General features: G+C 59.5%; 21 protein-coding genes. 3 read left to right on the plus strand and 18 right to left on the minus strand.

Annotation, left to right across the window (positions count from 1 at the left end):
• Positions 1 to 243: 243 nt before the first annotated feature.
• The 5 genes from H4P12_RS09270 to H4P12_RS09290 all read right to left on the minus strand — a co-directional run bounded on the left by H4P12_RS09270 (position 244) and on the right by H4P12_RS09290 (position 5,767).
• Positions 244 to 1,833, minus strand: a complete 1,590-nt coding sequence (locus H4P12_RS09270) for an FGGY-family carbohydrate kinase (RefSeq protein WP_187793416.1) — start codon at positions 1,831 to 1,833, stop codon at positions 244 to 246.
• A gap of 25 nt (positions 1,834 to 1,858) precedes the next feature.
• The gene (locus H4P12_RS09275; RefSeq protein WP_187793417.1) at positions 1,859 to 2,590 is read right to left on the minus strand and encodes an SDR family oxidoreductase; all 732 of its coding nucleotides are present in this window, start codon (positions 2,588 to 2,590) and stop codon (positions 1,859 to 1,861) included.
• 15 nt (positions 2,591 to 2,605) lie between these two features.
• Complete coding sequence (locus tag H4P12_RS09280) at positions 2,606 to 3,847, minus strand: sugar ABC transporter permease (RefSeq protein WP_187793418.1); 1,242 nt, start codon at positions 3,845 to 3,847, stop codon at positions 2,606 to 2,608.
• Complete coding sequence (locus tag H4P12_RS09285) at positions 3,844 to 4,653, minus strand: ATP-binding cassette domain-containing protein (protein WP_246449217.1); 810 nt, start codon at positions 4,651 to 4,653, stop codon at positions 3,844 to 3,846. The genes H4P12_RS09280 and H4P12_RS09285 overlap by 4 nt, the downstream gene beginning before the upstream one ends.
• A gap of 64 nt (positions 4,654 to 4,717) precedes the next feature.
• Positions 4,718 to 5,767: an ABC transporter substrate-binding protein gene (locus H4P12_RS09290; RefSeq protein ID WP_187793419.1), complete on the minus strand. Its 1,050-nt coding sequence runs from the start codon at positions 5,765 to 5,767 to the stop codon at positions 4,718 to 4,720.
• A 245-nt stretch (positions 5,768 to 6,012) separates the two neighbouring features.
• On the opposite strand from H4P12_RS09290, the gene H4P12_RS09295 reads away from it, so the two are divergent.
• A complete protein-coding gene (locus tag H4P12_RS09295; RefSeq protein WP_187793420.1) occupies positions 6,013 to 7,032 on the plus strand; it encodes a LacI family DNA-binding transcriptional regulator in 1,020 nt (339 codons plus the stop codon).
• A 1,066-nt stretch (positions 7,033 to 8,098) separates the two neighbouring features.
• Here the strand turns inward: H4P12_RS09295 and H4P12_RS09300 are convergent.
• The 3 genes from H4P12_RS09300 to H4P12_RS09310 form a co-directional block, all read right to left on the minus strand.
• Complete coding sequence (locus tag H4P12_RS09300) at positions 8,099 to 9,274, minus strand: extracellular catalytic domain type 1 short-chain-length polyhydroxyalkanoate depolymerase (RefSeq protein WP_187793421.1); 1,176 nt, start codon at positions 9,272 to 9,274, stop codon at positions 8,099 to 8,101.
• Between the two features lie 481 nt (positions 9,275 to 9,755).
• Positions 9,756 to 10,391: an NrsF family protein gene (locus H4P12_RS09305; RefSeq protein WP_187793422.1), complete on the minus strand. Its 636-nt coding sequence runs from the start codon at positions 10,389 to 10,391 to the stop codon at positions 9,756 to 9,758.
• Positions 10,388 to 10,933, minus strand: coding sequence for a sigma-70 family RNA polymerase sigma factor (locus H4P12_RS09310; RefSeq protein WP_187793423.1), 546 nt, complete (start codon positions 10,931 to 10,933; stop codon positions 10,388 to 10,390). Before H4P12_RS09310 ends, H4P12_RS09305 begins: the two co-directional genes overlap by 4 nt.
• Positions 10,934 to 11,223: 290 nt before the next feature.
• Here H4P12_RS09310 and H4P12_RS09315 point away from each other — a divergent pair, with 290 nt between their 5' ends.
• Entirely contained in the window at positions 11,224 to 11,511 is a 288-nt protein-coding gene (locus H4P12_RS09315; RefSeq protein ID WP_187793424.1) for a BufA1 family periplasmic bufferin-type metallophore, read from the plus strand.
• Positions 11,512 to 11,588: 77 nt separating this feature from the next.
• A complete protein-coding gene (locus H4P12_RS19170) occupies positions 11,589 to 12,011 on the plus strand; it encodes a multinuclear nonheme iron-dependent oxidase (protein WP_187793425.1) in 423 nt (140 codons plus the stop codon).
• Positions 12,012 to 12,020: 9 nt separating this feature from the next.
• Here H4P12_RS19170 and H4P12_RS09325 read toward each other — a convergent pair whose 3' ends face one another.
• The 10 genes from H4P12_RS09325 to purC all read right to left on the minus strand — a co-directional run bounded on the left by H4P12_RS09325 (position 12,021) and on the right by purC (position 21,507).
• Positions 12,021 to 13,334, minus strand: a complete 1,314-nt coding sequence (locus H4P12_RS09325; RefSeq protein ID WP_187793426.1) for an NAD(P)/FAD-dependent oxidoreductase — start codon at positions 13,332 to 13,334, stop codon at positions 12,021 to 12,023.
• A 362-nt stretch (positions 13,335 to 13,696) separates the two neighbouring features.
• Complete coding sequence (locus H4P12_RS09330; RefSeq protein ID WP_187793427.1) at positions 13,697 to 14,629, minus strand: phosphatidylglycerol lysyltransferase domain-containing protein; 933 nt, start codon at positions 14,627 to 14,629, stop codon at positions 13,697 to 13,699.
• A gap of 20 nt (positions 14,630 to 14,649) precedes the next feature.
• Complete coding sequence (locus H4P12_RS09335) at positions 14,650 to 15,429, minus strand: phosphatidylglycerol lysyltransferase domain-containing protein (protein WP_187793428.1); 780 nt, start codon at positions 15,427 to 15,429, stop codon at positions 14,650 to 14,652.
• A gap of 328 nt (positions 15,430 to 15,757) precedes the next feature.
• Positions 15,758 to 17,089 carry a glutamine synthetase family protein gene (locus tag H4P12_RS09340; RefSeq protein ID WP_187793429.1) on the minus strand — a complete coding sequence of 444 codons (1,332 nt, stop codon included), beginning with the start codon at positions 17,087 to 17,089 and terminating at the stop codon, positions 15,758 to 15,760.
• 4 nt (positions 17,090 to 17,093) lie between these two features.
• Positions 17,094 to 17,918 carry an ABC transporter permease gene (locus tag H4P12_RS09345; protein WP_187793430.1) on the minus strand — a complete coding sequence of 275 codons (825 nt, stop codon included), beginning with the start codon at positions 17,916 to 17,918 and terminating at the stop codon, positions 17,094 to 17,096.
• Entirely contained in the window at positions 17,915 to 18,796 is an 882-nt protein-coding gene (locus tag H4P12_RS09350; protein ID WP_187793431.1) for an ABC transporter permease, read from the minus strand. The genes H4P12_RS09345 and H4P12_RS09350 overlap by 4 nt, the downstream gene beginning before the upstream one ends.
• 52 nt (positions 18,797 to 18,848) lie before the next feature.
• Positions 18,849 to 19,583: a transporter substrate-binding domain-containing protein gene (locus H4P12_RS09355; protein ID WP_187793432.1), complete on the minus strand. Its 735-nt coding sequence runs from the start codon at positions 19,581 to 19,583 to the stop codon at positions 18,849 to 18,851.
• 31 nt (positions 19,584 to 19,614) lie between these two features.
• Positions 19,615 to 20,436: an ABC transporter ATP-binding protein gene (locus tag H4P12_RS09360; RefSeq protein WP_281390431.1), complete on the minus strand. Its 822-nt coding sequence runs from the start codon at positions 20,434 to 20,436 to the stop codon at positions 19,615 to 19,617.
• A gap of 57 nt (positions 20,437 to 20,493) precedes the next feature.
• A complete protein-coding gene (gene purS / locus H4P12_RS09365) occupies positions 20,494 to 20,733 on the minus strand; it encodes a phosphoribosylformylglycinamidine synthase subunit PurS (protein WP_187793433.1) in 240 nt (79 codons plus the stop codon).
• Between the two features lie 12 nt (positions 20,734 to 20,745).
• The gene (purC, locus tag H4P12_RS09370; protein WP_187793434.1) at positions 20,746 to 21,507 is read right to left on the minus strand and encodes a phosphoribosylaminoimidazolesuccinocarboxamide synthase; all 762 of its coding nucleotides are present in this window, start codon (positions 21,505 to 21,507) and stop codon (positions 20,746 to 20,748) included.
• Between the last annotated feature and the right edge of the window lie 82 nt (positions 21,508 to 21,589).

A 21,589-nucleotide genomic window follows, 5' to 3' on the forward strand; every position in this document is an offset into this window, starting at 1 on the left:
GGCGGGTGCTGTCAGGTTCTGTCCAGGTCGATGGCTTTGCCTGCACGGAATTCCTTGCCCAGTCAGGTCATCGGCGCGACGGGCTGCCACAGGAAGGGCGCCGGTATGAACCGCACCGCGTTTCTTGGCCGCCCGACGCCCCATTGATCCAGCGGATCAGGCGCATGAACGTCGATCACAGCGAAATGGGCTGCGCCCGTCGCAGGGCGTCAGGTCGGGAACGGTATTGCCCCCCGCAAAGGTTCAGCCGCGCAGGTTGCGACCAGCTTCCTGTAACGTGCAAAACGCGTCATAGCGTTGCCGATGGATCGCTGCCGCCTGCGGATCAGGGTGATAAACCGACGCTTTATGCGTCATCGCGGACATGGCCTCTGGCACCGAGGGGAAAGCCCCGCCGGCCACCGCGCCTATGATAGCCGAGCCCAGCAACACTGGCTCTTCGACGCTGACGGCGACCACCGGCTTGCCCGCAGCATCGGCCAACAACTGCCGGACCAACGGCAATTGGCCGGCCCCGCCAGAAATCACGATGCGATCGACCGACGCCCCCGCCTGGTCCTGCGTTTCGATGATCTGGCGCAGCCCGTAACCGATTCCGCAGAGGCCTGCGACATAGAGCGCCACGAGGCTGTCGATATCCCGCGACATGCCCAGCCCGGCGATGATCGCGCGGGCATGGGGGTCGGCAAAGGGGGCGCGGTTGCCAAGGAACTCGGGCACCACATGCAGCCCACGTGCCAGATCGATGGCAGTCGAGGCATCGCTGACGCGACCAGCCAGCCAGACCGGCAGCGGCTGACCGGCGGCCTTGGCGGCCGCCGCAGCCTCGGACGCAGCGGGGTGGAAGCTGAGAAGCTGGTCAATCGCCGCGCCCGCCGCCGATTGCCCGCCCTCGTTCAGCCACAGGCCGGGCACCATCGCCTGATAATATGGCCCCCAGACCCCCGGCACGAAGACCGGCTCGCTGGTCGAAGTCATGGTGCAGGACGAGGTGCCAAAGACATAGGCCAGATTGGATTGCGGCACGCCCTCGGCCCCCACGGTGCCGATGCCGCCTGCATGGGCGTCGATCAGCCCGGCGGCAACCGGAATGCCAACAGGCAGGCCCAGTTCCGCCGCCGCCTGCTGCGACAGCCCCTGCCCAAGCGGCGTGCCCGGGGCGATCACGTTTTGCCCGATACGGGCAAATTCGCCATCAGCCAGATCGCCCAGCCCGATGGTGCGAAAATAATCCGGATCCCACCGGTCTTCATGCGCAAGATAGGTCCATTTGCAGGTGACGGTGCAGGTGGACCGCGCCAGATCGCCCGTCGCCCGCCATGACAGGAAATCCGCCAGATCCATGAACTGCCATGCCGCGTCATAGGTGGACGGCATGTTTTCGCGAAGCCACAGCAGCTTGGGCGTCTCCATCTCGGGCGAGATGACACCGCCGACATAGCGCAGGACCGGGTGGCCCGTGGCGTTGATCCGCTCGGCATGCTCGATGGCGCGATGATCCATCCAGACGATGATATTGCGCGCCGGATCGCCCGAGGGGCTGACGGTCAGCGGCGCCCCGCCATCGCCCAGCACCACCAGCGAACAGGTGGCGTCAAAGCCGATCCCGGCGACGCGGGCCGGGTCGATCCCGGCCCGGTCCACCGCCTCGCGCGTGGCCGCCACGATGGCGGACCAGATGTCGGTGCTGGATTGCTCGACGATATCGCCGGGCTCGCGCCACATCCGAATGTCGCGCTTGGCCGAGGCCAACATCGTGCCCGCGGCATCGAAGAGCCCCGCGCGGGCGCTGCCGGTGCCGACATCCACGCCCAGAAAAACGGCGTCGGTCATGGTCACTTCCTTCCCGTGAGGGGCGTCACAGATCGACGCTGTTCGGCAGGATCACCAGATCGCGGATCACCACATTGCGCGGGCGCGACAGCATGAACAGCACCGCATCGGCAACCTCTTTCGGCTGCATCAGAGAGCCATTGGCCAGCGCGTCCTCCAGCTTGGCCTTGGGCCAGTCGTCCAGCAAAGCCGTGACCACCGGGCCGGGCAGCACCGCGCCCATGCGGATGCCATGAGGCGCGACCTGCCGCCGCGTGGCATGCAGGAACGCCTGAACCGCGAATTTGGAGGCGGTATAGACCGGCTCCCACACCACCGGAACGACGCCCGCGACGGATGAGGTAAAGATCACGTCGCCGGTCTTGCGGGCGATCATGCCGGGCAGGACGGCGCGGACGCAGCGGAAGGCGGCGTTGATGTTCAGATGCAGCATCCGGTCCCAGGCGTCGGCATCGCCTTCCGCCGCCGGGCCGCCGATATAGGCGCCGGCATTGGCGTGCAGGATGTCCAGCGGCGCCCCGGCCAGCGCCTCGATGGCGGCGGCCATGCCGTCGACCTGCGCGCCATCCATCAGGTCGATGACCAGCGGCTTGGCATTCGGCCCCAACTCGGCGCAGAGCGTGTTCAGCTTGTCGCCCGCGCGGTCGATCAGCACCACCGTCGCGCCCTCGGCCAGCAGGGTTTTCGCGCATTCCAGCCCGATCCCCGAGGCCGCGCCGGTGATCGCCGCGACCTTGCCCTTCATCAAATCAGCCATTCGTTCGTTCCTTCTTCAGCGGCCATGGCTGGCGCGGGATTGACGGGCCAAGCTGTCGACGATGACCGCAATCGCCAGCACCGCGCCGGTGATCATGTAGCGTAGCGACGAGCTGAGGTTCAGCAGCGTCAGCCCGTTGGAAATCGCCTGGATGACCAGAATCCCCAACAGCGCCGACCAGGCCGATCCGCGACCACCAAACAACGATGTGCCGCCGATGACCGCCGCCGCAATGGCGTTCAGGTTCACGTCGCCCGTCCCCGCCTGCTGGCTGGATGTCGCCAACCGGGCCGAGGCCAGTACCCCGCCAAAGGCCGCAAGGCTGGAACACAGCATGAAGGCGGACATGCGGATGCGATTGACGTTGATGCCCGAACGGCGCGCGGCCTCGCGATTGCCACCAACGGCGAACATCGACCGGCCCCATTTCGTGCGGGTCAGCAGATAGTTCATCAACACCACCAGCGCCACGAACAGCCCGAACATATAGGGCACGCCGCGCCCCTGATTCAGATAGATCACCGCGATCAGCAGCGCGGCGGTCAGCAGCGCCGCCTTGGCCAGCAACACGCTGAGACCGGGGCTGGACAGGTTTGCCGCGGCCCGTCTGCGCATTGTGCCAAGGCCCATGACGATCATCACAGCACCCGGCAGAATGGCCAGCAAATAGCTGAGCCAATGCGGCATGATCAGGATCTGCCCGAATTTCACCAGCGCCGAATTATAGCTGAGATTGATCGAGCCGGTCGGCCCCAGGATGTAAAGCTGCATCCCCAGCAGCGCCAGCAGACCCGACAGGGTCGAGACGAAACTGGGCATCCCGAACTTGTTCAAGAGCGTGGCATAGATCATCCCCATGACCGCACCCGCAGCCAGTGCCGCCAGAATCGCCAGCACCACCGGCATGCCCATATTGGCCCAGATGACGCCTACCAAAGCCGAGGCGAGACCGCTCATGGACCCCACAGACAGATCGATTTCACCCAGGATCAGCACGCAGACGATGCCAAGTGAGATGCAGCCGACCGCAGCGGCATCAAACAGCAGGTTGACGAGGTTGTTGGGTGCCAGAAACACTGGGTTCAACGAGGCAAAAACGGCAGAGATCAGGATAAGGCCGATGGCGACCGGCAGCATGCCCAGATCACCCGACCGAACCCGGTCGATAAAGGCGCGGATAGCGCCGCCGATGCCTTCGTCATGGCGAACGCGGCTGTCGGACCGGTCAAGCGCGGCAGGTTTATTTTGATCGCTCATGCGAAATGCTCCTGGTCTTCCTTGCGGGCGCGGCGGCGCGACACGGCGTTTTCAGTCGCGCCGGTAATGGCGGCGACCAATTCGGAATTCGAGGTCTCGGCAGTGAAGATGCCGTTATTGCGCCCCAATCGCAGCACAACGATGCGGTCGGCGACGGCGCGGACATCCTCCATATTGTGGGAGATCAGCACGACGCCATGGCCGCGATCGCGCACCCGTTCGATCAGGTTCAGGACCTCGGCGGTCTGCGCCACACCAAGGGCGGCGGTCGGTTCGTCCAGCATGATGATCTTGGGGTCCAGAAGCAGCGACCTCGCAATTGCCACCGTCTGCCGCTGCCCGCCGGAAAGCGAGGCGATGGGCTCGCGGACTGACGGGATGCGGGCCGCCAGTTCGCGCAGCAGGGTCCATGCGCGAACCTCCATCTGCACCTCATCCAGCGCCCATGGCTGCAATTCGTGACCCAGAAACAGGTTGGCGACCACGTCCAGGTTTTCGCAGAGCGCCAAGTCCTGAAACACCGTCGCGATGCCCATTTCCAGCGCCCGGCCGGGGTTGTCGATACTGACCGGCTGGCCCATGAATTCGATGCTGCCAGTGGTCGGTTGATGCACCCCCGCCAGCACCTTGACCAGCGTGGATTTGCCTGCGCCATTGTCGCCGACAAGCGCCACAACCTCGCCCGCATTGATATCAAGGTCGATATCGGTCAGGGCAGACACGGCCCCAAATTGCTTGGATACGCCGCGCAGCTTCAGGATCGTTTCACCCTTGGCGGCACGCATGATGGGTTGGCTGGTGGCCATGTGAAGTCTCCTCGCCCGGAAAAAAGCGGCACGCGACCGGGGCCGCGCACCGGAATGTGGGGGTCTATTGGGTGATGCCCAGTTCCTTGCAGGCCTCGACGTAATCCGCTGTGCAGACCTCCTCCGGGGTCTGGACTCCCTTGTCGAAAATCTCGGCCTTGATGTTTTCGCGCGTCACAACCGCTGGCACGAACAGTTCGGAGGGCGTGTCATACAGGGTCGTTTTAGGCTCGGGCGTTTCTCCCTTCAGGAAGGCCACGGTGACTTCGGCGGCGGCGCGGGCCACGATCTCCGAAGGTTTCGAGATGGTGTTGTATTGATCCCCCGCAATGATCAGTTGCAGCGCCGCGATGGTCGCGTCATTGCCGGTGACGGGCGGCACCGGATCGACACCCGCAGCCTTCAGCGCCGCAATCGCGCCACCCGCTGTGCCATCATTCGCTGCAACGATTCCGGTGATCTGATCACCGAAACGGGTGATCTGGCCGGCGGTCCATTCCTGCGCCTTGGGCGGCGCCCAATCCGGCGTGTCAAACTCGGCGATGGTCTTGTACTCCGACCCGTCCAGCGCAGAATCGATGCCGTCACGGATCAGGCCAGCCGCCGCATCCGTGGGCGAACCGTTGATCTGCAATACGCCCGAACCGGCCTCGACGCCTTCGGCTTTCAGATGATCGACCAGCGATTGCGCGATGGCCTTGCCAATGCCCTCATTGTCGAACGACACATAGTAATCGGCGGGCATGGTGGGGATTGGACGGTCATAGGCGATGATCTTGATACCCTGGCTTTGCGCCATCTGAACAAGACCGGCTGCCGCGGCGCTATCCACCGGGTCCAGCACGATGACCTTTGCCCCTTGCGCGATAACCGAGTTCACCTGCTGCTGCTGCAACGACACATCGGCATTGGCGTTTTGATAGATCACCGTGCAATCGGCGCACATTTCCTTCATCGCGGCCTGGAAGCCGGGGAAATCATGTTCCTCGTAACGGGTCGACGCCTGGTCCGGCATCAGGAATGCCACGGTTGCGGCCTCTTGCGCCATCGCGGTCGCGCCGAACAGGCCGACCATAACAGCGGATACAGCAGCTGTGGAATATTTGGTTTTCATCTTGTGTCTCCTCCCTTTGCGACATGCCCCAACATGATGTTCCGTCACGAGAAGAAGCCGCATTGGGCGCAACCGCGGCACAATCCGCAGCATGCGCCGATCCGTCTTCCTCCCGCCCTCTCCCATTGGCGCAACCGATGCAGCATACTTGCTCAATCGATGTAGCATAGATTGTCTTAACGGTTTCAGCCTGTCAAGATGAAGGCGATCGGCGCGCATTTCGCCGCCCTTTCGGAACGGGATTGATGGCCGAAAACAGCGAAAATTCTTCAAGACGACCAACGATCTACGATCTCGCACAGATCGCCGGGACCAGTCCAAGCGCGGTCAGTGCAATTCTGAATGGCACGTGGAAGAAACGGCGAATCAGCGCAAAAACGGCCAAGCGCGTGACGCAGATCGCCACCGAGCAGGGCTATGCGGTGAACCTGCAAGCCAGCATGCTACGCCGTGAGCGGTCGCATATCATCGGCATGATCGTGCCCAAATATGACAACCGCTATTTTGGCGCCATCGCCGAACAGTTCGAGGCCATGGCCCGCGCCCGTGGTTTGTTTCCGATCATCACCTGCACGCAGCGCGACCCTGACCTGGAACTCGAAGCGGCGCGCGAAATGATTTCCTATCAAGCCGAAGCGTTGGTCGTCACCGGGGCAACCGACCCGGACCGGATCGCCGATTTCTGTGCGGCGGCGGGGGTCAATGCCGTCAATCTCGATCTGCCGGGCAATAAGGCTCCGTCGATTGTCTCGGATAATTTTAGCGGCGCGCGCGATCTGACACGGTTGATCCTGACGCGGGTGGCGCAGGATTTTGGCGCGACGGTGCCGTTATGGTTCATTGGCGGTCGCCCACATGACCATAACAGCATGGAACGGCTGCGCGGTTTTCGCGCCGCCCATGACGAGATCGATCTTTCTGTGCCCAAAGATCGGATCATCATGCCGGGCTATTCAGCCGACAAAGCCGCCGCAGCGTTGGTCGGGCATGAGTTTCCCCGACAATTCGGTATTTTCGTGAACTCAACCATCACCATGGAGGGTGTGGTCCGCTGGCTAAGCAACATGATCGACATGGATCGCGTCCGCTTGGGATGCTTTGACTGGGACCCTTTCGCGGCGCTATTGCCGCAGAATGTCGGCATGGCCCGACAGGATGTTGCCACCATGCTGCGCCGTGTGTTCGAGACCATAGACGAAAAAAGCGGGCCTTCCCTGCGCATTGAGGTGCCCTGTATCATGCAGCCCCTGCCCCAACCTGGTTAGCCCTCGTGCCCATAATGCCCAAAGTGGCTGATCCACGGTCTCGACTGCCCGGAAGGGTTCGTGGCGCACAAACCGAATAGCCCCGGGTTTCCGGGCACCCTCCTCGCCAACTTTGGTGGAAGAAGGCGGTGCTCGACGTCACACTGGTCAAATCCGGTGTGGCAGCGCCCAGGATTCACAAATTGCGCAACTCTTCATGTCGGGTCGATTTGGTCGTTACACGCCATCAGCCGGACAGATCCATCCGCGCGATGAATGCCGATGACGCGATCACCGCATTCTCGCCGCACTCGATCGGTGCGCACTGTTGTCACACTATTCTAATCCGCTGATACGCGACAATGCACGGACCGTTATCATTCGCTGCGCATACAAGAAACGTCCGGGCGAGTGCGTGAAATCCGCCCGGACGCGTCAGGTGTCCGCTCCCCGGATTACATTGCCGGAAGCAGAACACCATTCACGACGTGAACACCGCCGTTTCCAGCCTGAAGGTCGGCTGCGGTGACCGTGTCGTTGATCTTCACCATATCCCGTCAAGTGTCAGATTCAGATCACAATTTCCCATCGTCTTAACGGGATGGGTGCCACCGTCATCCATGGCGCATGTGGCCAGCCCACGGCCATGGATGACTGCGATTACGCGCAATCTTGCCATAGACCGGCTACATAGCTGGCTCTTGGCCGCCAACACGATCCCTTACTGGGATCTGTCTGGCTATCACCGGTCTGGCAGCACATACCGAAGGCAGAATGATCAGATCACGATGCAGGCGCTTTCAACGAAGGAAAAGAACGTGGTCACCTTCGCACGAATCTGTCATTCCAAGCCAGAATGCCAGCCAGCAACCTGCCAAATCTCACCGTGAGAATTGCCCCCATATGCTCGTGCGACCGATCAAGCAGAACCAACTGTCGACGGCAAAGCCCTTCTGAATACCGCCTCCGTGCCGCACGGACTAAAATCGTTGCGGCAAAAGAACGACATACCGGTTTCGTGATGATCACGAAGATTTCCAGGTTAGCGCAAAGGTTACAGATAGCGTCGGTATCGCCATCAGCGCATTCATATTTGATCTGCAGCCAATACAGCGGCATTTACCCGGGCCAACGCCGCGCGCCTCCGCGACGACAGGCTGTGACGTAGGAAAAAGCGGATCATCTCTTGCGATGCATCTGGTCCCTTCTGATCGGTAAAACGACCTGTCGGCGAGCCGCCCGACCAGGCGTGCCCCAAGGCGGAAACGTTCCAATGTTCGACCAAAGGTCGCCCTGCCCCGATACGATGGACGGCCTTGCGATAATACCTGCCGTTGGGAACCCGACCGGCGCTTTCAGTGCCGCGTAACGATTGATACGCCTCTCGTGCCCGGATCGCGACCAGTCGGCCATTCCGCGGATTGACGACACGGTCGTGACTGCCGTGAAAGACGATTGTCGGCATCGTGTGGTGCAGCCGTCGGCCGGGGTTTCCGCGCTGCATTGCCATCAGGGCCGAACCCTGATCCTGCGCCGACCCACTCGGCAGGCCCGAATGAACCCCGACAGCCGCGAAAAGATCAGGGTATTCGCGGGCCATAATCAGGGCCATTGATGCACCTGCCGACAGGCCGGAAATGTACACCCGCGCCGGATCCGCACCATGCAACTGAAGAATTTTGCGCGTGAGACTGGCCAGGATCGCAGGTTCACCTGAATCACGACTTTGATTGTCACGATGGAACCAGTTCCAGCAGCGGTTTGGATGCGCATCACGGGACTGGGCCGGATAGACGACGATCATGCCATTTTTCTTGGCGAGAATGTTCATTCGTGTGCCCTTGGCAAAGTCGTCGGGCGTCTGACCGCAACCGTGCAACATGACCAGCAAAGGCGGTGGCTTCGGCAATGCCATTGCCATACCTGGCTTAAAAAGCTTGTAAGCTCTGCTGCCGTGCTCGCAATCATGCACGCCGGCACGAAAGCTTGATGCCGGCTTCACACGAGATGTGACGGTGGCTTTCTTGGCCTTTGAGGCGGTGGCCGCATAGGCTTTCTTTTTGACCGGTTGCTTTTTCGGCGTGGTTGGGTTGGCAGAAGCCATAGCTTGAAGCGCGGTTGAGGCGAAGCTTGCCGCAAGTTTCATTCCGCCGGTCAGAATCGAATTGGCTTTTCGAATCCGACGCGCGCCTGCGCTGATTTTTCGGCGTCTAGCCATAGTTGATATCTCCGGGATTGCGCGACCGAACAGGCAGTCAGGCATCGATTTCGCATATGCGCAGCAGGGCTATCGCATCACGACCGCCTAGAAGGGGCACCTATCGTCAGCGAGTGCCACCGTGACTATGCATACTGTTATGTCCATTCAACAAATTCATCTGGTTGCCTCAGTCCAGCCCAATTCAGTCCAGCCCAATTCAGTCCGGCCCAATTCTGATCGCCTACCAAAGGGTAGCGCCCCTGATCTGTCCAAGTGACAGGGTTTGTGATCTGACGAAGTTAATAACTCATTGTCGCGAGGCATCCGTGACAACCGCGGGCCTCCCTATCGGTTCCCCCGCCTAACAAGGCTCAAACCCAAACTTCTTGTTACCGAAGATCGTATTTCTTTCGCTTACACAACCGTGGGTCCGCGCTTACGCTAGCAGCGCCCTATCGCCATATGCACATGCGGGTTGCTAAAACCCTACCTCTATGGTTGCGGGATGATGCTATGACATCTTGAAAAAGCGACGCGCCGCGATCTACCAGCGCAGCCAACGCCGACCAGCCAAGGCACCGATCACCGTGACCACCAGAATGCCAAGACCATACCAGCACAGGAAAAACAGCGGGCTGTCTTCGGTGCAGTGCAGGGCATAGATGGCAGCGGCCGCCGCGCCCGCAGTCAGCCCGGCCAAGGCGCCGCTGCGCATCGGCGCGGTAGAGGCACCCTTGCGCAGGGCAGCGATCAGGCCCGCCAGCGGTATCAGCGCGATCAAGGGAATCGCGATCAGGCAAAAACGCCATGACTGCCCGCGTGCTGTGGGCCACCAATCGGTCGCGGGCATTTTTGCCATCGTCGCTGCGAGCCAGATTGCCGCCAAGGCACAGATCAGCGCTATGGGCCAGATCAGTCGTCCCGCCCTTTGCTCGGGACGCGCCCGGCAAAAAACAGCCATGCCCGCAAACAGGGCAAGCGCCAGTGGCAGCAGGTATTTCATTGCCGTTACAGGCGCCGTCAGCGCCACCGCCAGATCGCTGCGCGGTCCCAGAACGACCAGCACCGCCAAGACCACCAACGCGATGGATGGAAGAAACCGGCGCATGATCAAGGTGCCTATCGACGGGCTCGACAGATTGTCGGCGGCCATTGCGATAATCAGATCTTCGGTCCTCATATGCTCTCTCGCGTTCGCAGCGCGGCCAGCCGGGTCAGCGCCCGGTGCAAAGCTACGCGTACGGCCCCTTCGCTCATGTTCAGGCATTGACCGGTCTCGGCCGGGCTTTCCCCCTGCAATGCTGCCCTGCGCAAAATTTCGGCCGATCGCGGGTCCAGTTGCGCAATGGTTTTCAGCGCGTCGCGATGTTCAAACGGATCCGCGCGTTCAGGCGCGGGCAGAACGTCCTGAACATCCTCAATGGGCAGATGAACCCGTCGGCCACGCGCCCGAAACGCATCGACGATTTTGTAGCGCGCGATGGCGTAAAGCCAAGGTCGCAGCGGCTGATCCTGCCTCCATGTCCCGCGCTTCAGGTGAATTGCCAGCAGAATATTCTGCACGATATCCTCTTGCTCTGACGTATCGATCCCTGCACCCTTGGCGCGGACAATACCGCGTATCACCGGCGCAACCTCGTGAAGGAAGCGCGCATAGGCGGTCTTGTCACCCGCCATCGCGGCACAGAGCAGGCCGGCCCAGGGATTGTCATTGATCGACATGTTCATTTGTCTATTCGCACCAACCCGCCGATAGCTTACAGGCTTTGGATATTTTTTCTGCAGCGCGCGGCGCATCGACGGTTTGCGCGGTTGTGATACCTTCAGTCAGGCTGAGGACGGGTATGACGGACCACGATCTGCACGCAGCCATGCTGCCAGAACAGAACCCTGGGCGATCACACCCCGAACGATCACGTTTTCGTGAAGCACGCAACGCCGCGCCAGCCCGTGACGAATAGCCCTGCGAGACCGCGACAATCGCCGTCTGCTTCAGAGATGAGGGATATCTGATGACAACCACGAAAATCGCCACCGCCTTTGCCGCTGCTATTTCGCTGGCCGGGGCTGCCCATGCCGATGATACAAAGTCGGGCATGAGCAAGGCCAAGATGGAAAAATGCTACGGGGTTGCACTGGCCGGTGAAAACGACTGCGCAGCCGGACCGGGCACGACCTGTGCCGGCACCTCCACCAAGGACTATCAGGGGAATGCCTGGAAACTTGTCCCGGCCGGCACTTGCCCCGAAATGGAAACCCCTGCTGGCCATCATGGCAGCCTGGAGCCGATCGAGATGTAATCGAACCGCCCTTGCTTGCACGTGCGGCCAAATTCGGTCGCACCTGCCCAACCGATCCCCGATGGACCAAGATCAATATGACACTGCCCGCTTTGCCCGGACTGGGCTTCAAACACGAACATTTCCCTGACATCCGCGAAACCTGTCCAGATGTGGGTTTTTTCGAAGTTCACGCGGAAAACTATATGGGAGATGGTGGTGCCCCTCATGCAATGCTGACGGCGCTGCGAGCAGATTATGAAATCTCGGTCCACGGGGTCGGTTTGTCCATCGGCGGCACCGGCCCCTTGGATGCAGCCCATCTTTTGCGCCTGAAGAAGCTTTGTGACCGTTATGAACCGGCCAGTTTTCTGCGCGGCTTCAACGATATGGGTAGATTGGTTCCCTATGCCATGATTGGACTGGCCGCGCGGGTCTTTCCTGCTGTCGTTTTCTGGCAATCCGGCCGCACCAAGATGGACACTATATTCCACATGGGGACCAGGTCGAAAATGCGGTAACGAGTTTTCTTAGGTACTCAGTTTTTCGACGTCATCCGCCACAGATTTCTGGCGGATGGCGTCGGGATCTTTCAGTGTCTCTTTCTGCGTAATCAAGCGCGCAGAGTTCTTGCGCGACAGAAATATCCACAGCCAACTAAGCGCCACGAAAAGCCGAGAGCGTGTGCCGATCAGAAAATAGATGTGGGCGATGCCCCAGACCCACCAGGCAAGCCAGCCTTTCAATCTGAAGCGACCATATTCGATGACGGCAGCGTTCCGGCCAATCGTCGCCAGATTGCCCATGTTGCGATATTTGAAGGGGGCTTCCTTTGCCACGTCACCACCCTTCAGCCGCTTGCGGATCAGCCGCGCGGCATATGCCCCCTGTTGTTTCGCAGCGGGCGCGATGCCTGGAACCAACTTGCCGCCACTTTCGACATGGGCCGTATCGCCCAGCACGAAGATTTCGGGGGCACCTGGCATCGTCAGGTTTGGCCCAACCAAAACACGCCCTGCGCGGTCGGCTTCGGCATCCAGCCAATCCTTGGCGCGGGACGCCTGAACACCCGCAGCCCAAATCACCGTTCGTGCGGGAATGAATTCATCGCCCAGTTTGATTCCGTCGGTGGTGATCTCGGTGACCGGCTTGCCTGTCCGAACTTCAACCCCGCTGCGCGACAATGCGCTTAGCGCGTAATCCGACAAGTCTTTGCTAAAGGCCGGCAAAATCGTCGGCCCGGCTTCGATCAGCAGGATCCGTGCGCGTCTGGTATCGATATGGCGAAATTCATCGGGCAGCACACGATGGGCCAGCTCAGCGATGATCCCGGCAAGTTCGACGCCCGTCGGTCCGGCACCAATAACAGCAAACGTCAACAACGCCTCGCGTTCGTGCTTCGACGGCGTCAGCTCTGCCCGTTCGAAAGCCAGAAGAACGCGGCGACGGATTGTGGTCGCATCCTCAAGCGTTTTCAGGCCGGGGGCGTCGGCCTCCCACTCATCATGGCCAAAATAGGCGTGACGCGCACCGGTGGCGATAATCAGCGTGTCATAGGGGACACGCATACCATTGCGCAAAATCACTTCTTTCGCGGCGCGGTCAACCCCGACCACCGTTGCCAGAAGGGTCGTCACATCCTTGCGTTTTTCCAGAATGGCCCGGATGGGCCAGGCAATCTCGGATGTGGATAAAAGTGTGGTGGCCACCTGATACAGCAGCGGTTGAAACAGATGATGGTTCCGCTGGTCGATCAAGGTGATGTCGCAACCAGCGCCTTTCAGGTCATTAACCGCAGTCAGGCCGGCAAACCCGGCTCCGATGACAACAATCCGATGTTTCATGGCTGAACCACCCTCATCATATACCCGAAAACACAATTCGATCCTGTGGAACCACACTCGATTTGCACGACATGACAGTTACCTAATCATACTGCGGGCGCAATAAAGGGCAGGTCATAGCCAATTGACCCGACGTTTTTTATCTCCCCTCGGGTGTCGTTTCACAGAAATCGGAACAGCATATTCAGCGCCAATTGTGCGCCTTTGATGACAAACCTGACGATCCGCCTGCCCCAAAAGCCGCTGGAACGGCGCTGACCTTTTCGGTGCGCCGTTCGGCAGGATTGCCGATTTCCTATCTGGAATGCTGCTGCGGGAAGGTTGTATCAGCCGCCCCTGCCCATCATTCCCATGTCAGCCCATCAGCCGCGGACCGCGTTGAATAAGGGATGCATCGAAACGGGGCGGAAGCTGCGCTTCATCTGCGCAATCCCCGGTCGCTTACTGTCGCAAAAATCATTGAACAGCGGCGTAGCGCCCATATTGCCTGCAATGAAACGTTGCCGTTGAAGATAGGCCAGACCGGGCTGGGCATGATCGGATACAGTGATGAACATGCTGGACATCTGGGAAGTGATCGGCCCGCCAAAGGTAAAGGCCGCGACGTTGCCATCGACGCGGATGACCTCACCGCGCAAAATATCGGCGCTGATGTCGGTGCCCTCCAGACAACGCCTGGTATAGGCGCGATAGGGGCCGATCTTCACGCCACGCTCGCTTAATCCCTTGCGCCATGCCTCTAACAAGGCTTCACACTCTGCCCGATCAGCCTGACTGTAGGGCTGGACCGACAGATCGACTGTGTCATAACGCCCGACCTTGCGCCGCAACGTGGCATAGGCGCTGCCCTCCATCATGGTGACGGCGTCGGCATCGTAAACATATTCATCCGAATTGAAGCGCAAGCTGAACCCTTCACGCGCGACCTGCCATGCCGCCTCTTCCGGGACGCGAACGATGCGCTGACGGCGATCGGCATTCATGGCCTCCATCCGGGCGCCGGCCCGGTTCAGCGCTGCCGGATCAAACGGGAATGGCGGCACCAGAAGCGACAGGCGCGTTTCCCCGGCCTTCTGGGTCAGCCGGTAAAGCAGGATCGAACCGCCCTCGGTTTCAAACAGGATGCGATCTCCGCCCGTCAAATGGCTGAAAAGATGCAGATAGGGAAAATAATATGACCAGCCCGTGACACCCGCCGCAGCCACTGCATCGCGGAAAAAATCGCAATCCGACGCCTTGATCTGCGACAGCCCGTCAAGCGCATCACTTGCAAAAATTGCTTCAGCATAACTCATCTGGAGTTCCCTCCGAAAACTCAGGAAAATACGGCCCGGTACACAGGCGCCTTGTCGATCGGTCGAAATGCGTCCTTCAAAGCGTTCAGTCCCGAACGTCCAGCGTCACCGCCATGGTTGAAAAAGCGAAGGCCGGGCCATTCCATGACCTGATCGTGCCGGATCAGATAGGCCAGCCCGCGAATATCCGTATCCGAGATGCCGACGAACAGGTTGCCGCAATCCGGTGAAATCGGCCCGGCAAAGGTGAAGCCGCGAATTTCGCCATCGACTTCACAGACGCGGCCGCGGATCACCTCGCGCGGCCAATCGGGCGCGTGACGCAGGCAATCCTTGGTCAGCCGGTTTCCTTCGATGGGTAATCCAGCCTGCTTCAGCCGCTCGCGCCAGCGCGCAAGAACGTCAAGGCAGGCGGCCTCATCCTCGGGCTGATAATCCCGGCAAAGCGTTCCCGGTTGCGACGATACCTTGCTGATTTCGCGCCGGACGCGCTTGAACTCTGATCCGTCAAGCGCCCGCACCTTGTCGGCATCCATGATGGATTCCTCCTCACGGGCATGAAGCGTGAAACCGGCCCGCGCGACCTCGGGCATCTGAGAGGCTTCGACATATCGAATATTGACCCGCGATCGACCGTTCATGTCCTGAACGCGCTGCATCGCATGTTTCAGCGTCTCGGCCGTGCAGGGCATGGGCGCGGTATAAAGTTCTGCCTCGGCACCGTTTCGTTGACGGTATAATATGACGGAACCCGCGTGATCTTCTTGGATAATGTCGACATCTGGCCGAAGTTCGGTCAACGCCAAATAGGCAGGATACAAATACCAGCACCTGCGCTGATGTTGTTCGTATAGCTGACCCAGCCTTGCATGGTCCTGAATATTCATAAAAAATCACCCGTTAAACGACAAAGTATAAAAACCAGACAGTCGACTTACCGCCGACTGGGTTTTTACCATGGTTGCAAAGGGGGCCAAAGTGCTTGCCGTCCCAAACAGGTCTCATCGGCACATGATCGCTTAGACCGTGATCTGACCAGGATGTTTTACGGCTTCCGCGGCAGGGTCGAGGATGAAAGCGACCCACGCGGCCGTCCGGCCAATGACAGCTTCATGGGTGGCGGGACGCCTAGACCGTGTCCAGATAAAGCTCGACGGTTTCCTCATCTGACAGTTCCGCCATGTATTTAAGTTCCTGACGCTTGGTCATGACGAAGTTTTCAACCAGATGTTCCGAGAAAATCCGACGCATTTCGGGGCAGGTATCAAAGGTGTCGATCGCCGCGCCCCAATCACCCGGCAACTGATCCAGCTGCTGGTCATAGGCGTTCCCCTTGAAGGCTTCGGGCGGTTGCAGCTTGTCTTCGATGCCGTTCAGCGCCGCCCCCAGAATGGCCGAAATGGTCAGATAGGGGTTCACGTCACCGCCCGCCACGCGATGTTCGATCCGGCGGGCTTTGGGCCCGGATGAGGGGATGCGAATGGCAGCAGTGCGGTTTTCATACGCCCAGCCGATACCGGTCGGCGCATGGGCATTTGGCACCAGACGGTCGTAAGAATTTTCGTGCGGCGCGAAAATCAGGGTCGAGCCGGGCATGGCGCGCAGGCAACCGGCGACGGCATGACGCAACGCATCCGTCCCTTCTTCCCCGCCATTGTCGAAAATATTGATGCCCTTCTCATCAAGGATGGAAAAATGCATATGCATCCCGTTCCCCGACCACGCCTCGTAGGGTTTGGCCATGAAACTGGCGGCAAAGCCGTATTGACGCGCCACGCCCTTGACCAGCATCTTGAACAGCCATGTATCGTCCGCGGCTTTCAGCGGATCGGCCTGATGCATAAGATTGATTTCAAACTGACCCGGACCGGCTTCTGAAATCGCGGTGTCGGCGGGAATGTCCATCGCCTCGCTGGCTTCATACAGGCTGGTAAAGAACTGATCGAAAGCATCCAGTGCCCGCAGGCTCAGCACTTCGCCACCGGTGCGCCGCTTGCCGGAACGGGGGCTGGGCGGCACGCGCAACTGCCGACCGGAATCGTCGATCAGAAAGAACTCCAACTCGGTGGCGACGACCGGCGTCAGGCCGACCGTCTTATAGCGATCTACCACACGCGCCAGCGCCTGACGCGGATCGCCGTCATAAGGCGTGCCATCGGGATGAAACATCCACAGCGGCAGCAGCCCGGTCGGCGCATCCAGCCAAGGCATTGGCAGAAAGCCGCGTTCGGTGGGCAGCAACAGGCCATCTGGATCACCGGTTTCAAAGACCAGAGGACTGTCCTCGATATCTTCGCCCCAGATATCAAGATTCATCACTGAATAGGGAAACTTGGTCCCCTCTACGATGATCTTGTCGGCAAAGCGGGCCGGGATGCGTTTGCCGCGTGCAACGCCGTTCAGGTCGGACGCAGCCACGCGGATTGTGCGCACCTCGGGGTGCTCTCTCAGCCATTCCATATCGTCACCGGATCAGTTGCGGGCGGTATTTCAGCTTTCTGGTTGCGCCCGGCATATGCCGGTTCAGGCGTCGGTTCACGATCCCGAACAGGCCGATGAGGATCAGCGTGCAGATGATAAAATACAGTGCCACGATGGGATAGGCGACAAAGGGGTTGAAGGTCTGTCCAGCGAAATAGCTGGCGTAATACAGACTGTCGCCCTGCTGGCGAAAGGCCGGGAAAGCCGAAAAATAAACCAGCGTTGTCGCGTGGAAAAGAAAGATTGCCTCGTTGGTATAAGATGGCCATGCCAGCCGCATCATCGTGGGCCAGATGATGCGGCGGTAACGTTTCCATCCCGTCAGACCATATGCATCGGCTGCCTCGATATCGCCCTTGGGCACCGCCATCAGCGCGCCATAGAAAATCTGCGCGGAATAGGCCGCAGTGTTCAGGATCAACACCACCAACGCCCCGGCCCACGCCTTGGTCAGCCAGTTGGTTGCAACGGTCATGCCGAAAACCTCGATCCCGGCACGCGGCAGCATGACAAACAGCTGATAGGCCACAAAAAACTGGATGAACAGCGGGCTTCCCCGAAACAGGAAAATAAAGGCATCAGCGGGCTTGCGCAGCCATGGCGAAGGACTGGCCTTTGCAAGTGCCAGTGCATTGGCGACGAAGAAGCCGATCAGCAGCGCGAAGAATGCGAAATAAACATTCCAGATCAGCCCGGAACCGATCAGCGTGAACTGTTGGCACAGGTTCAAATCGGTCTTGGGCAACAAACGCTCACCAATCCCGATAGAGCGCAGACCGTAGTCAAGGATCGTTTGACTGCAACTCATAGCGCACCTGCCTTGCGTTGCGCCTCACCAGCCAAGGTGGCCTGGCCTTGCGACAGGCGGCGAGTCACGCGGCCCAGAATTTTTTCCGAAACCCACGTCATCAGCAGATAGAACACCAGAATTCCCAAGAAGTAATAAAGCCGCCAATCGGGATGTGGATAGGAAAACGCGCTGGTCTTGGCACCGCCCAGTTCACGCGCCCAATAGACGATATCTTCGACCCCCAGCAGAAACAGCAGCGGCGTCGCCTTGATCAGGATCATCCACAAGTTCGATAGGCCGGGCAGCGCATAAGTCCACATCTGCGGGATCAGGATGCGGCGGTTCACCTGACGACGGTTCATGCCATAGGCTTCCGCAGTTTCAAGCTGCGCACGCGGAACCGCCTGCATCGCGCCGTAAAGAACGTTGGCCGCAAACGCGCCAAAGACGATGGCAAATGCGATCACTGCCAGAAAAACGGCATATACATCATGCACCCAAGGCGGGCTTGCGGAAAGAGGCAGCTTGGCGGCAGCGCAGACGACGAAATCATTGCCCTGCCGAACAGGCGCATCACTGTCGCACAGCACCTGATGGCGCATCCATTCAAAGCCCTGATCCAGCGCGATCGGCACGAACAGGAAAAACACGATGTCCGGCACGCCCCGAACCATCGAGGTATAGATCTTGCCAAACCAGCGCAGCGGCCAAAATGGGGACCGGGACGCCATCGCCCCACCAAAGCCGAACAAAAGCGCGATCGGCGCGGTAATGATCAACAGCAGCAACACGGTGCCAAAGCTGGCATAGAACAGAAGGTGCTTACCCGATGTCAGATAACACATCAGCCAAGACAGACCTTCCAAAGAGGCAGGATCAGCGCAAGAAGCAAACATCGGCAAGCCTTTTTAGCCGCCGCCGGACAAACCGGCGGCGGCGTATTTCAGATCACTCGAACTGCATGGCGTCTTCGCCAAACCATTTCTTGAGCAATTCATTCAGGCTGCCGTCCTCTTTCATCGAGGTGATGGCCGCGTCGAATTTCTCTTTCAACTCCGTATCCGACTGGCGCAGGCCCATGCCGATGCCTTCGCCCAATTGGATGGTGTCGAAACCATCAACCCAGACCAGTTCACCATTCGATTCCTCGACGATGGGTGCCAGAAAGTCCTTGTCGGCAAACACGGCTTCGGCCTCGCCGTTGCGAACAGCGGCGACGGTTTCATCCGGCGTTGCAAATTCCAGCAGGGTAGCGCCGGTTTCGGCGACATGGCTGGCCTGAATGGTGTTGGTCTGTGCGGCGACGACAACATCACCTTCTACATCGGTATCAGCGGCCAGCGCGGCATAGGCCGAAGGCAGGCCGGGCGTATAGGCTTGGGTAAACTGAATGACCTTCTTACGCTCATCGTTGATGTTCATGCCGGCCATGATGGTGTCATAGTTCGACGACACCAGGTTCGGGATGATCGAATCCCAGTCATTCTTGACCCAAGTGCATTCCAGTTCGGCGCGTTTGCACAGCTCATCGCCCAATTCACGCTCGAACCCGTCAACCTCACCGGCGTCATTGATGAGGTTGTAGGGAGGATAGGCCCCCTCGGTCCCCATGCGGATGGTCTGGGCTGCACCCATCCCTGCGGTTAGCGCAAGGATTGCAGCGGCGATGGTCAGTTTTTTCATTTTTTACTCTCCTGTTGGTCGTCTTTTTTGTTCAAGCGGCCATGCTGGCGCTTAGGAATTGGCGCAACCGTTCGGTTTGCGGGTCGCCAAATACCTGGCTGGGCGGTCCTTCTTCGCAGATCACGCCCTGATGCAGGAACACGACATGATCGCTGACATCAGCGGCCAGACGCATATCATGGGTCACCAGCATCATCGTGCGATGTTCCGCAGCCAGATCCTTGATAACCTTGACGACTTCCTGCTGCAACTCGGGGTCCAGCGCGCTGGTAGGTTCATCGAACAAAAGCGCCTGCGGTTGCATGCACAAAGCACGGGCAATTGCCGCGCGCTGCTGCTGACCGCCCGAAAGTTGGGCAGGCCACGCATGCGCCTTCTCTCCGATGCCGACCTTGGCCAGCAATCTATGGGCGCGTTCTTCGACCTGCTGGCGATCTTCGCCCAGCACGGTCAGCGGAGCCTCCATCACGTTTTGCAGAATCGACATGTGTGACCACAGATTGAACTGCTGGAACACCATGGACAGATTCGTGCGGATGCGGGTGACCTGGGCCCTGTCGGCCGGGACGCGCTGCGCGCCCTGGCCCTTCCAGTGAACAGCCTCTCCGTTGAACAGGATTTCACCCTGTTGGCTGTTTTCCAAAAGATTGCAGCAACGCAAAAGCGTGGATTTGCCCGACCCGGATGACCCGATCAGGCTGATTACATGGCCGCGTGGAGCCGTCATGGAAACGCCCTTGATCACCTCAAGATTTGCGTAAGCCTTGTGCAGACCACGGATCTCAATGACGGGGGCGGTGTCAGAAGTGTTGGTCGTCGTATTCATCATCCGCGCATTGGGCGACAATCGCATCAGATTTGCAACGGGTCTTTCGGTCAGGCTGCGTTTTTCGCGCAGCCCGACCCAAGATCAGGCGATTTCAATCGAATATTTTTCGATCACCGTGTTGGCCAACAAGCCTTCACACATCTTGGCGACTTCGGCGCGGGCAGCTTCGACATCGGTCGATGTCAGATCAAGTTCGATCAGTTTCCCCTGGCGCACAGAGTTGACGCCATCATGGCCAAGGCCGCCAAGCGCGTGGCGGATCGCCTCTCCCTGCGGGTCCAGAACGCCGTCTTTCAGCATGATGGTGACGCGGGCTTTCATAAGGCGATTCCTTTAGTTGATGGCAGTCGGTTTGAGGCTGGTGGTATTTGCGGGCATCAGGCCAAGACGGCGCGCAACCTCGGTATAGGCATCGGTCAGGTTGCCCAGGTCACGGCGGAACACATCCTTGTCCAATTTCTGACCGGTCTTGATGTCCCACAGACGGCAGCTGTCCGGGCTGATTTCATCGGCCACGATCAGACGCATGAAATCATTGTCCCAGATACGGCCGATTTCGATCTTGAAGTCGATCAGCTTGATTCCCGCGCCATAGAAAACGCCCGACAGGAAATCGTTCACCCGCAAGGCAAGGCTGACGATGTCATCCAGATCCTGCTGCGAGGCCCAGCCAAACGCGATAACATATTCTTCGGGGACCAGTGGATCGCCCAGTTCGTCATTCTTGAAACTGTATTCGATGATCGGGCGCGGCAGGGGCGTTCCCTCCTCGATGCCCAGACGCTTGGACAGCGATCCCGCAGCGAAGTTGCGGACAATCACCTCAAGCGGCACGATTTCCACCTGACGGATCAGTTGTTCACGCATGTTGATACGGCGGATGAAATGGTTCGGCACGCCAATATTCGTCAGGCCCTGCATGAAGAATTCCGACAGCCGGTTGTTCAACACGCCCTTGCCTTCGATGGTCGCCTTTTTCTGGGCGTTGAAAGCCGTCGCATCATCCTTGAAATACTGAACCAGGGTTCCCGGCTCGGTGCCTTCATACAGGATCTTCGCTTTACCTTCGTAGACCTTCTTGCGCCGCGGTGCCATGACAGGGCCGTCCTTTCGCATACATCTTATTCCTGCGGCTTATCCCAGAAATCCCGTCGGGGGCAATACGAGGCTTGCGACA

It is taken from the genome of Paracoccus amoyensis (assembly GCF_014490725.1).
Classification (GTDB): domain Bacteria; phylum Pseudomonadota; class Alphaproteobacteria; order Rhodobacterales; family Rhodobacteraceae; genus Paracoccus; species Paracoccus amoyensis.

Excerpts from the sequence above, each read along its gene's own strand:
- purS (WP_187793433.1), bottom strand. The coding sequence starts at position 20,733 with ATGAAAGCCCGCGTCACCATCATGCTGAAAGACGGCGTTCTGGACCCG.
- H4P12_RS09285 (WP_246449217.1), bottom strand. The coding sequence starts at position 4,653 with ATGGCCACCAGCCAACCCATCATGCGTGCCGCCAAGGGTGAAACGATC.
- H4P12_RS09280 (WP_187793418.1), bottom strand. The coding sequence starts at position 3,847 with ATGAGCGATCAAAATAAACCTGCCGCGCTTGACCGGTCCGACAGCCGC.
- H4P12_RS09290 (WP_187793419.1), bottom strand. The coding sequence starts at position 5,767 with ATGAAAACCAAATATTCCACAGCTGCTGTATCCGCTGTTATGGTCGGC.
- H4P12_RS09275 (WP_187793417.1), bottom strand. The coding sequence starts at position 2,590 with ATGGCTGATTTGATGAAGGGCAAGGTCGCGGCGATCACCGGCGCGGCC.
- H4P12_RS09300 (WP_187793421.1), bottom strand. The coding sequence starts at position 9,274 with ATGCCTGACTGCCTGTTCGGTCGCGCAATCCCGGAGATATCAACTATG.
- H4P12_RS09350 (WP_187793431.1), bottom strand. The coding sequence starts at position 18,796 with ATGTTTGCTTCTTGCGCTGATCCTGCCTCTTTGGAAGGTCTGTCTTGG.
- H4P12_RS09305 (WP_187793422.1), bottom strand. The coding sequence starts at position 10,391 with ATGAGGACCGAAGATCTGATTATCGCAATGGCCGCCGACAATCTGTCG.
- H4P12_RS19170 (WP_187793425.1), top strand. The coding sequence starts at position 11,589 with ATGACACTGCCCGCTTTGCCCGGACTGGGCTTCAAACACGAACATTTC.
- H4P12_RS09330 (WP_187793427.1), bottom strand. The coding sequence starts at position 14,629 with ATGAGTTATGCTGAAGCAATTTTTGCAAGTGATGCGCTTGACGGGCTG.
- H4P12_RS09360 (WP_281390431.1), bottom strand. The coding sequence starts at position 20,436 with ATGCGATTGTCGCCCAATGCGCGGATGATGAATACGACGACCAACACT.
- H4P12_RS09270 (WP_187793416.1), bottom strand. The coding sequence starts at position 1,833 with ATGACCGACGCCGTTTTTCTGGGCGTGGATGTCGGCACCGGCAGCGCC.
- H4P12_RS09340 (WP_187793429.1), bottom strand. The coding sequence starts at position 17,089 with ATGGAATGGCTGAGAGAGCACCCCGAGGTGCGCACAATCCGCGTGGCT.
- H4P12_RS09295 (WP_187793420.1), top strand. The coding sequence starts at position 6,013 with ATGGCCGAAAACAGCGAAAATTCTTCAAGACGACCAACGATCTACGAT.
- H4P12_RS09315 (WP_187793424.1), top strand. The coding sequence starts at position 11,224 with ATGACAACCACGAAAATCGCCACCGCCTTTGCCGCTGCTATTTCGCTG.
- H4P12_RS09310 (WP_187793423.1), bottom strand. The coding sequence starts at position 10,933 with ATGTCGATCAATGACAATCCCTGGGCCGGCCTGCTCTGTGCCGCGATG.
- H4P12_RS09325 (WP_187793426.1), bottom strand. The coding sequence starts at position 13,334 with ATGAAACATCGGATTGTTGTCATCGGAGCCGGGTTTGCCGGCCTGACT.
- H4P12_RS09345 (WP_187793430.1), bottom strand. The coding sequence starts at position 17,918 with ATGAGTTGCAGTCAAACGATCCTTGACTACGGTCTGCGCTCTATCGGG.
- H4P12_RS09355 (WP_187793432.1), bottom strand. The coding sequence starts at position 19,583 with ATGAAAAAACTGACCATCGCCGCTGCAATCCTTGCGCTAACCGCAGGG.
- purC (WP_187793434.1), bottom strand. The coding sequence starts at position 21,507 with ATGGCACCGCGGCGCAAGAAGGTCTACGAAGGTAAAGCGAAGATCCTG.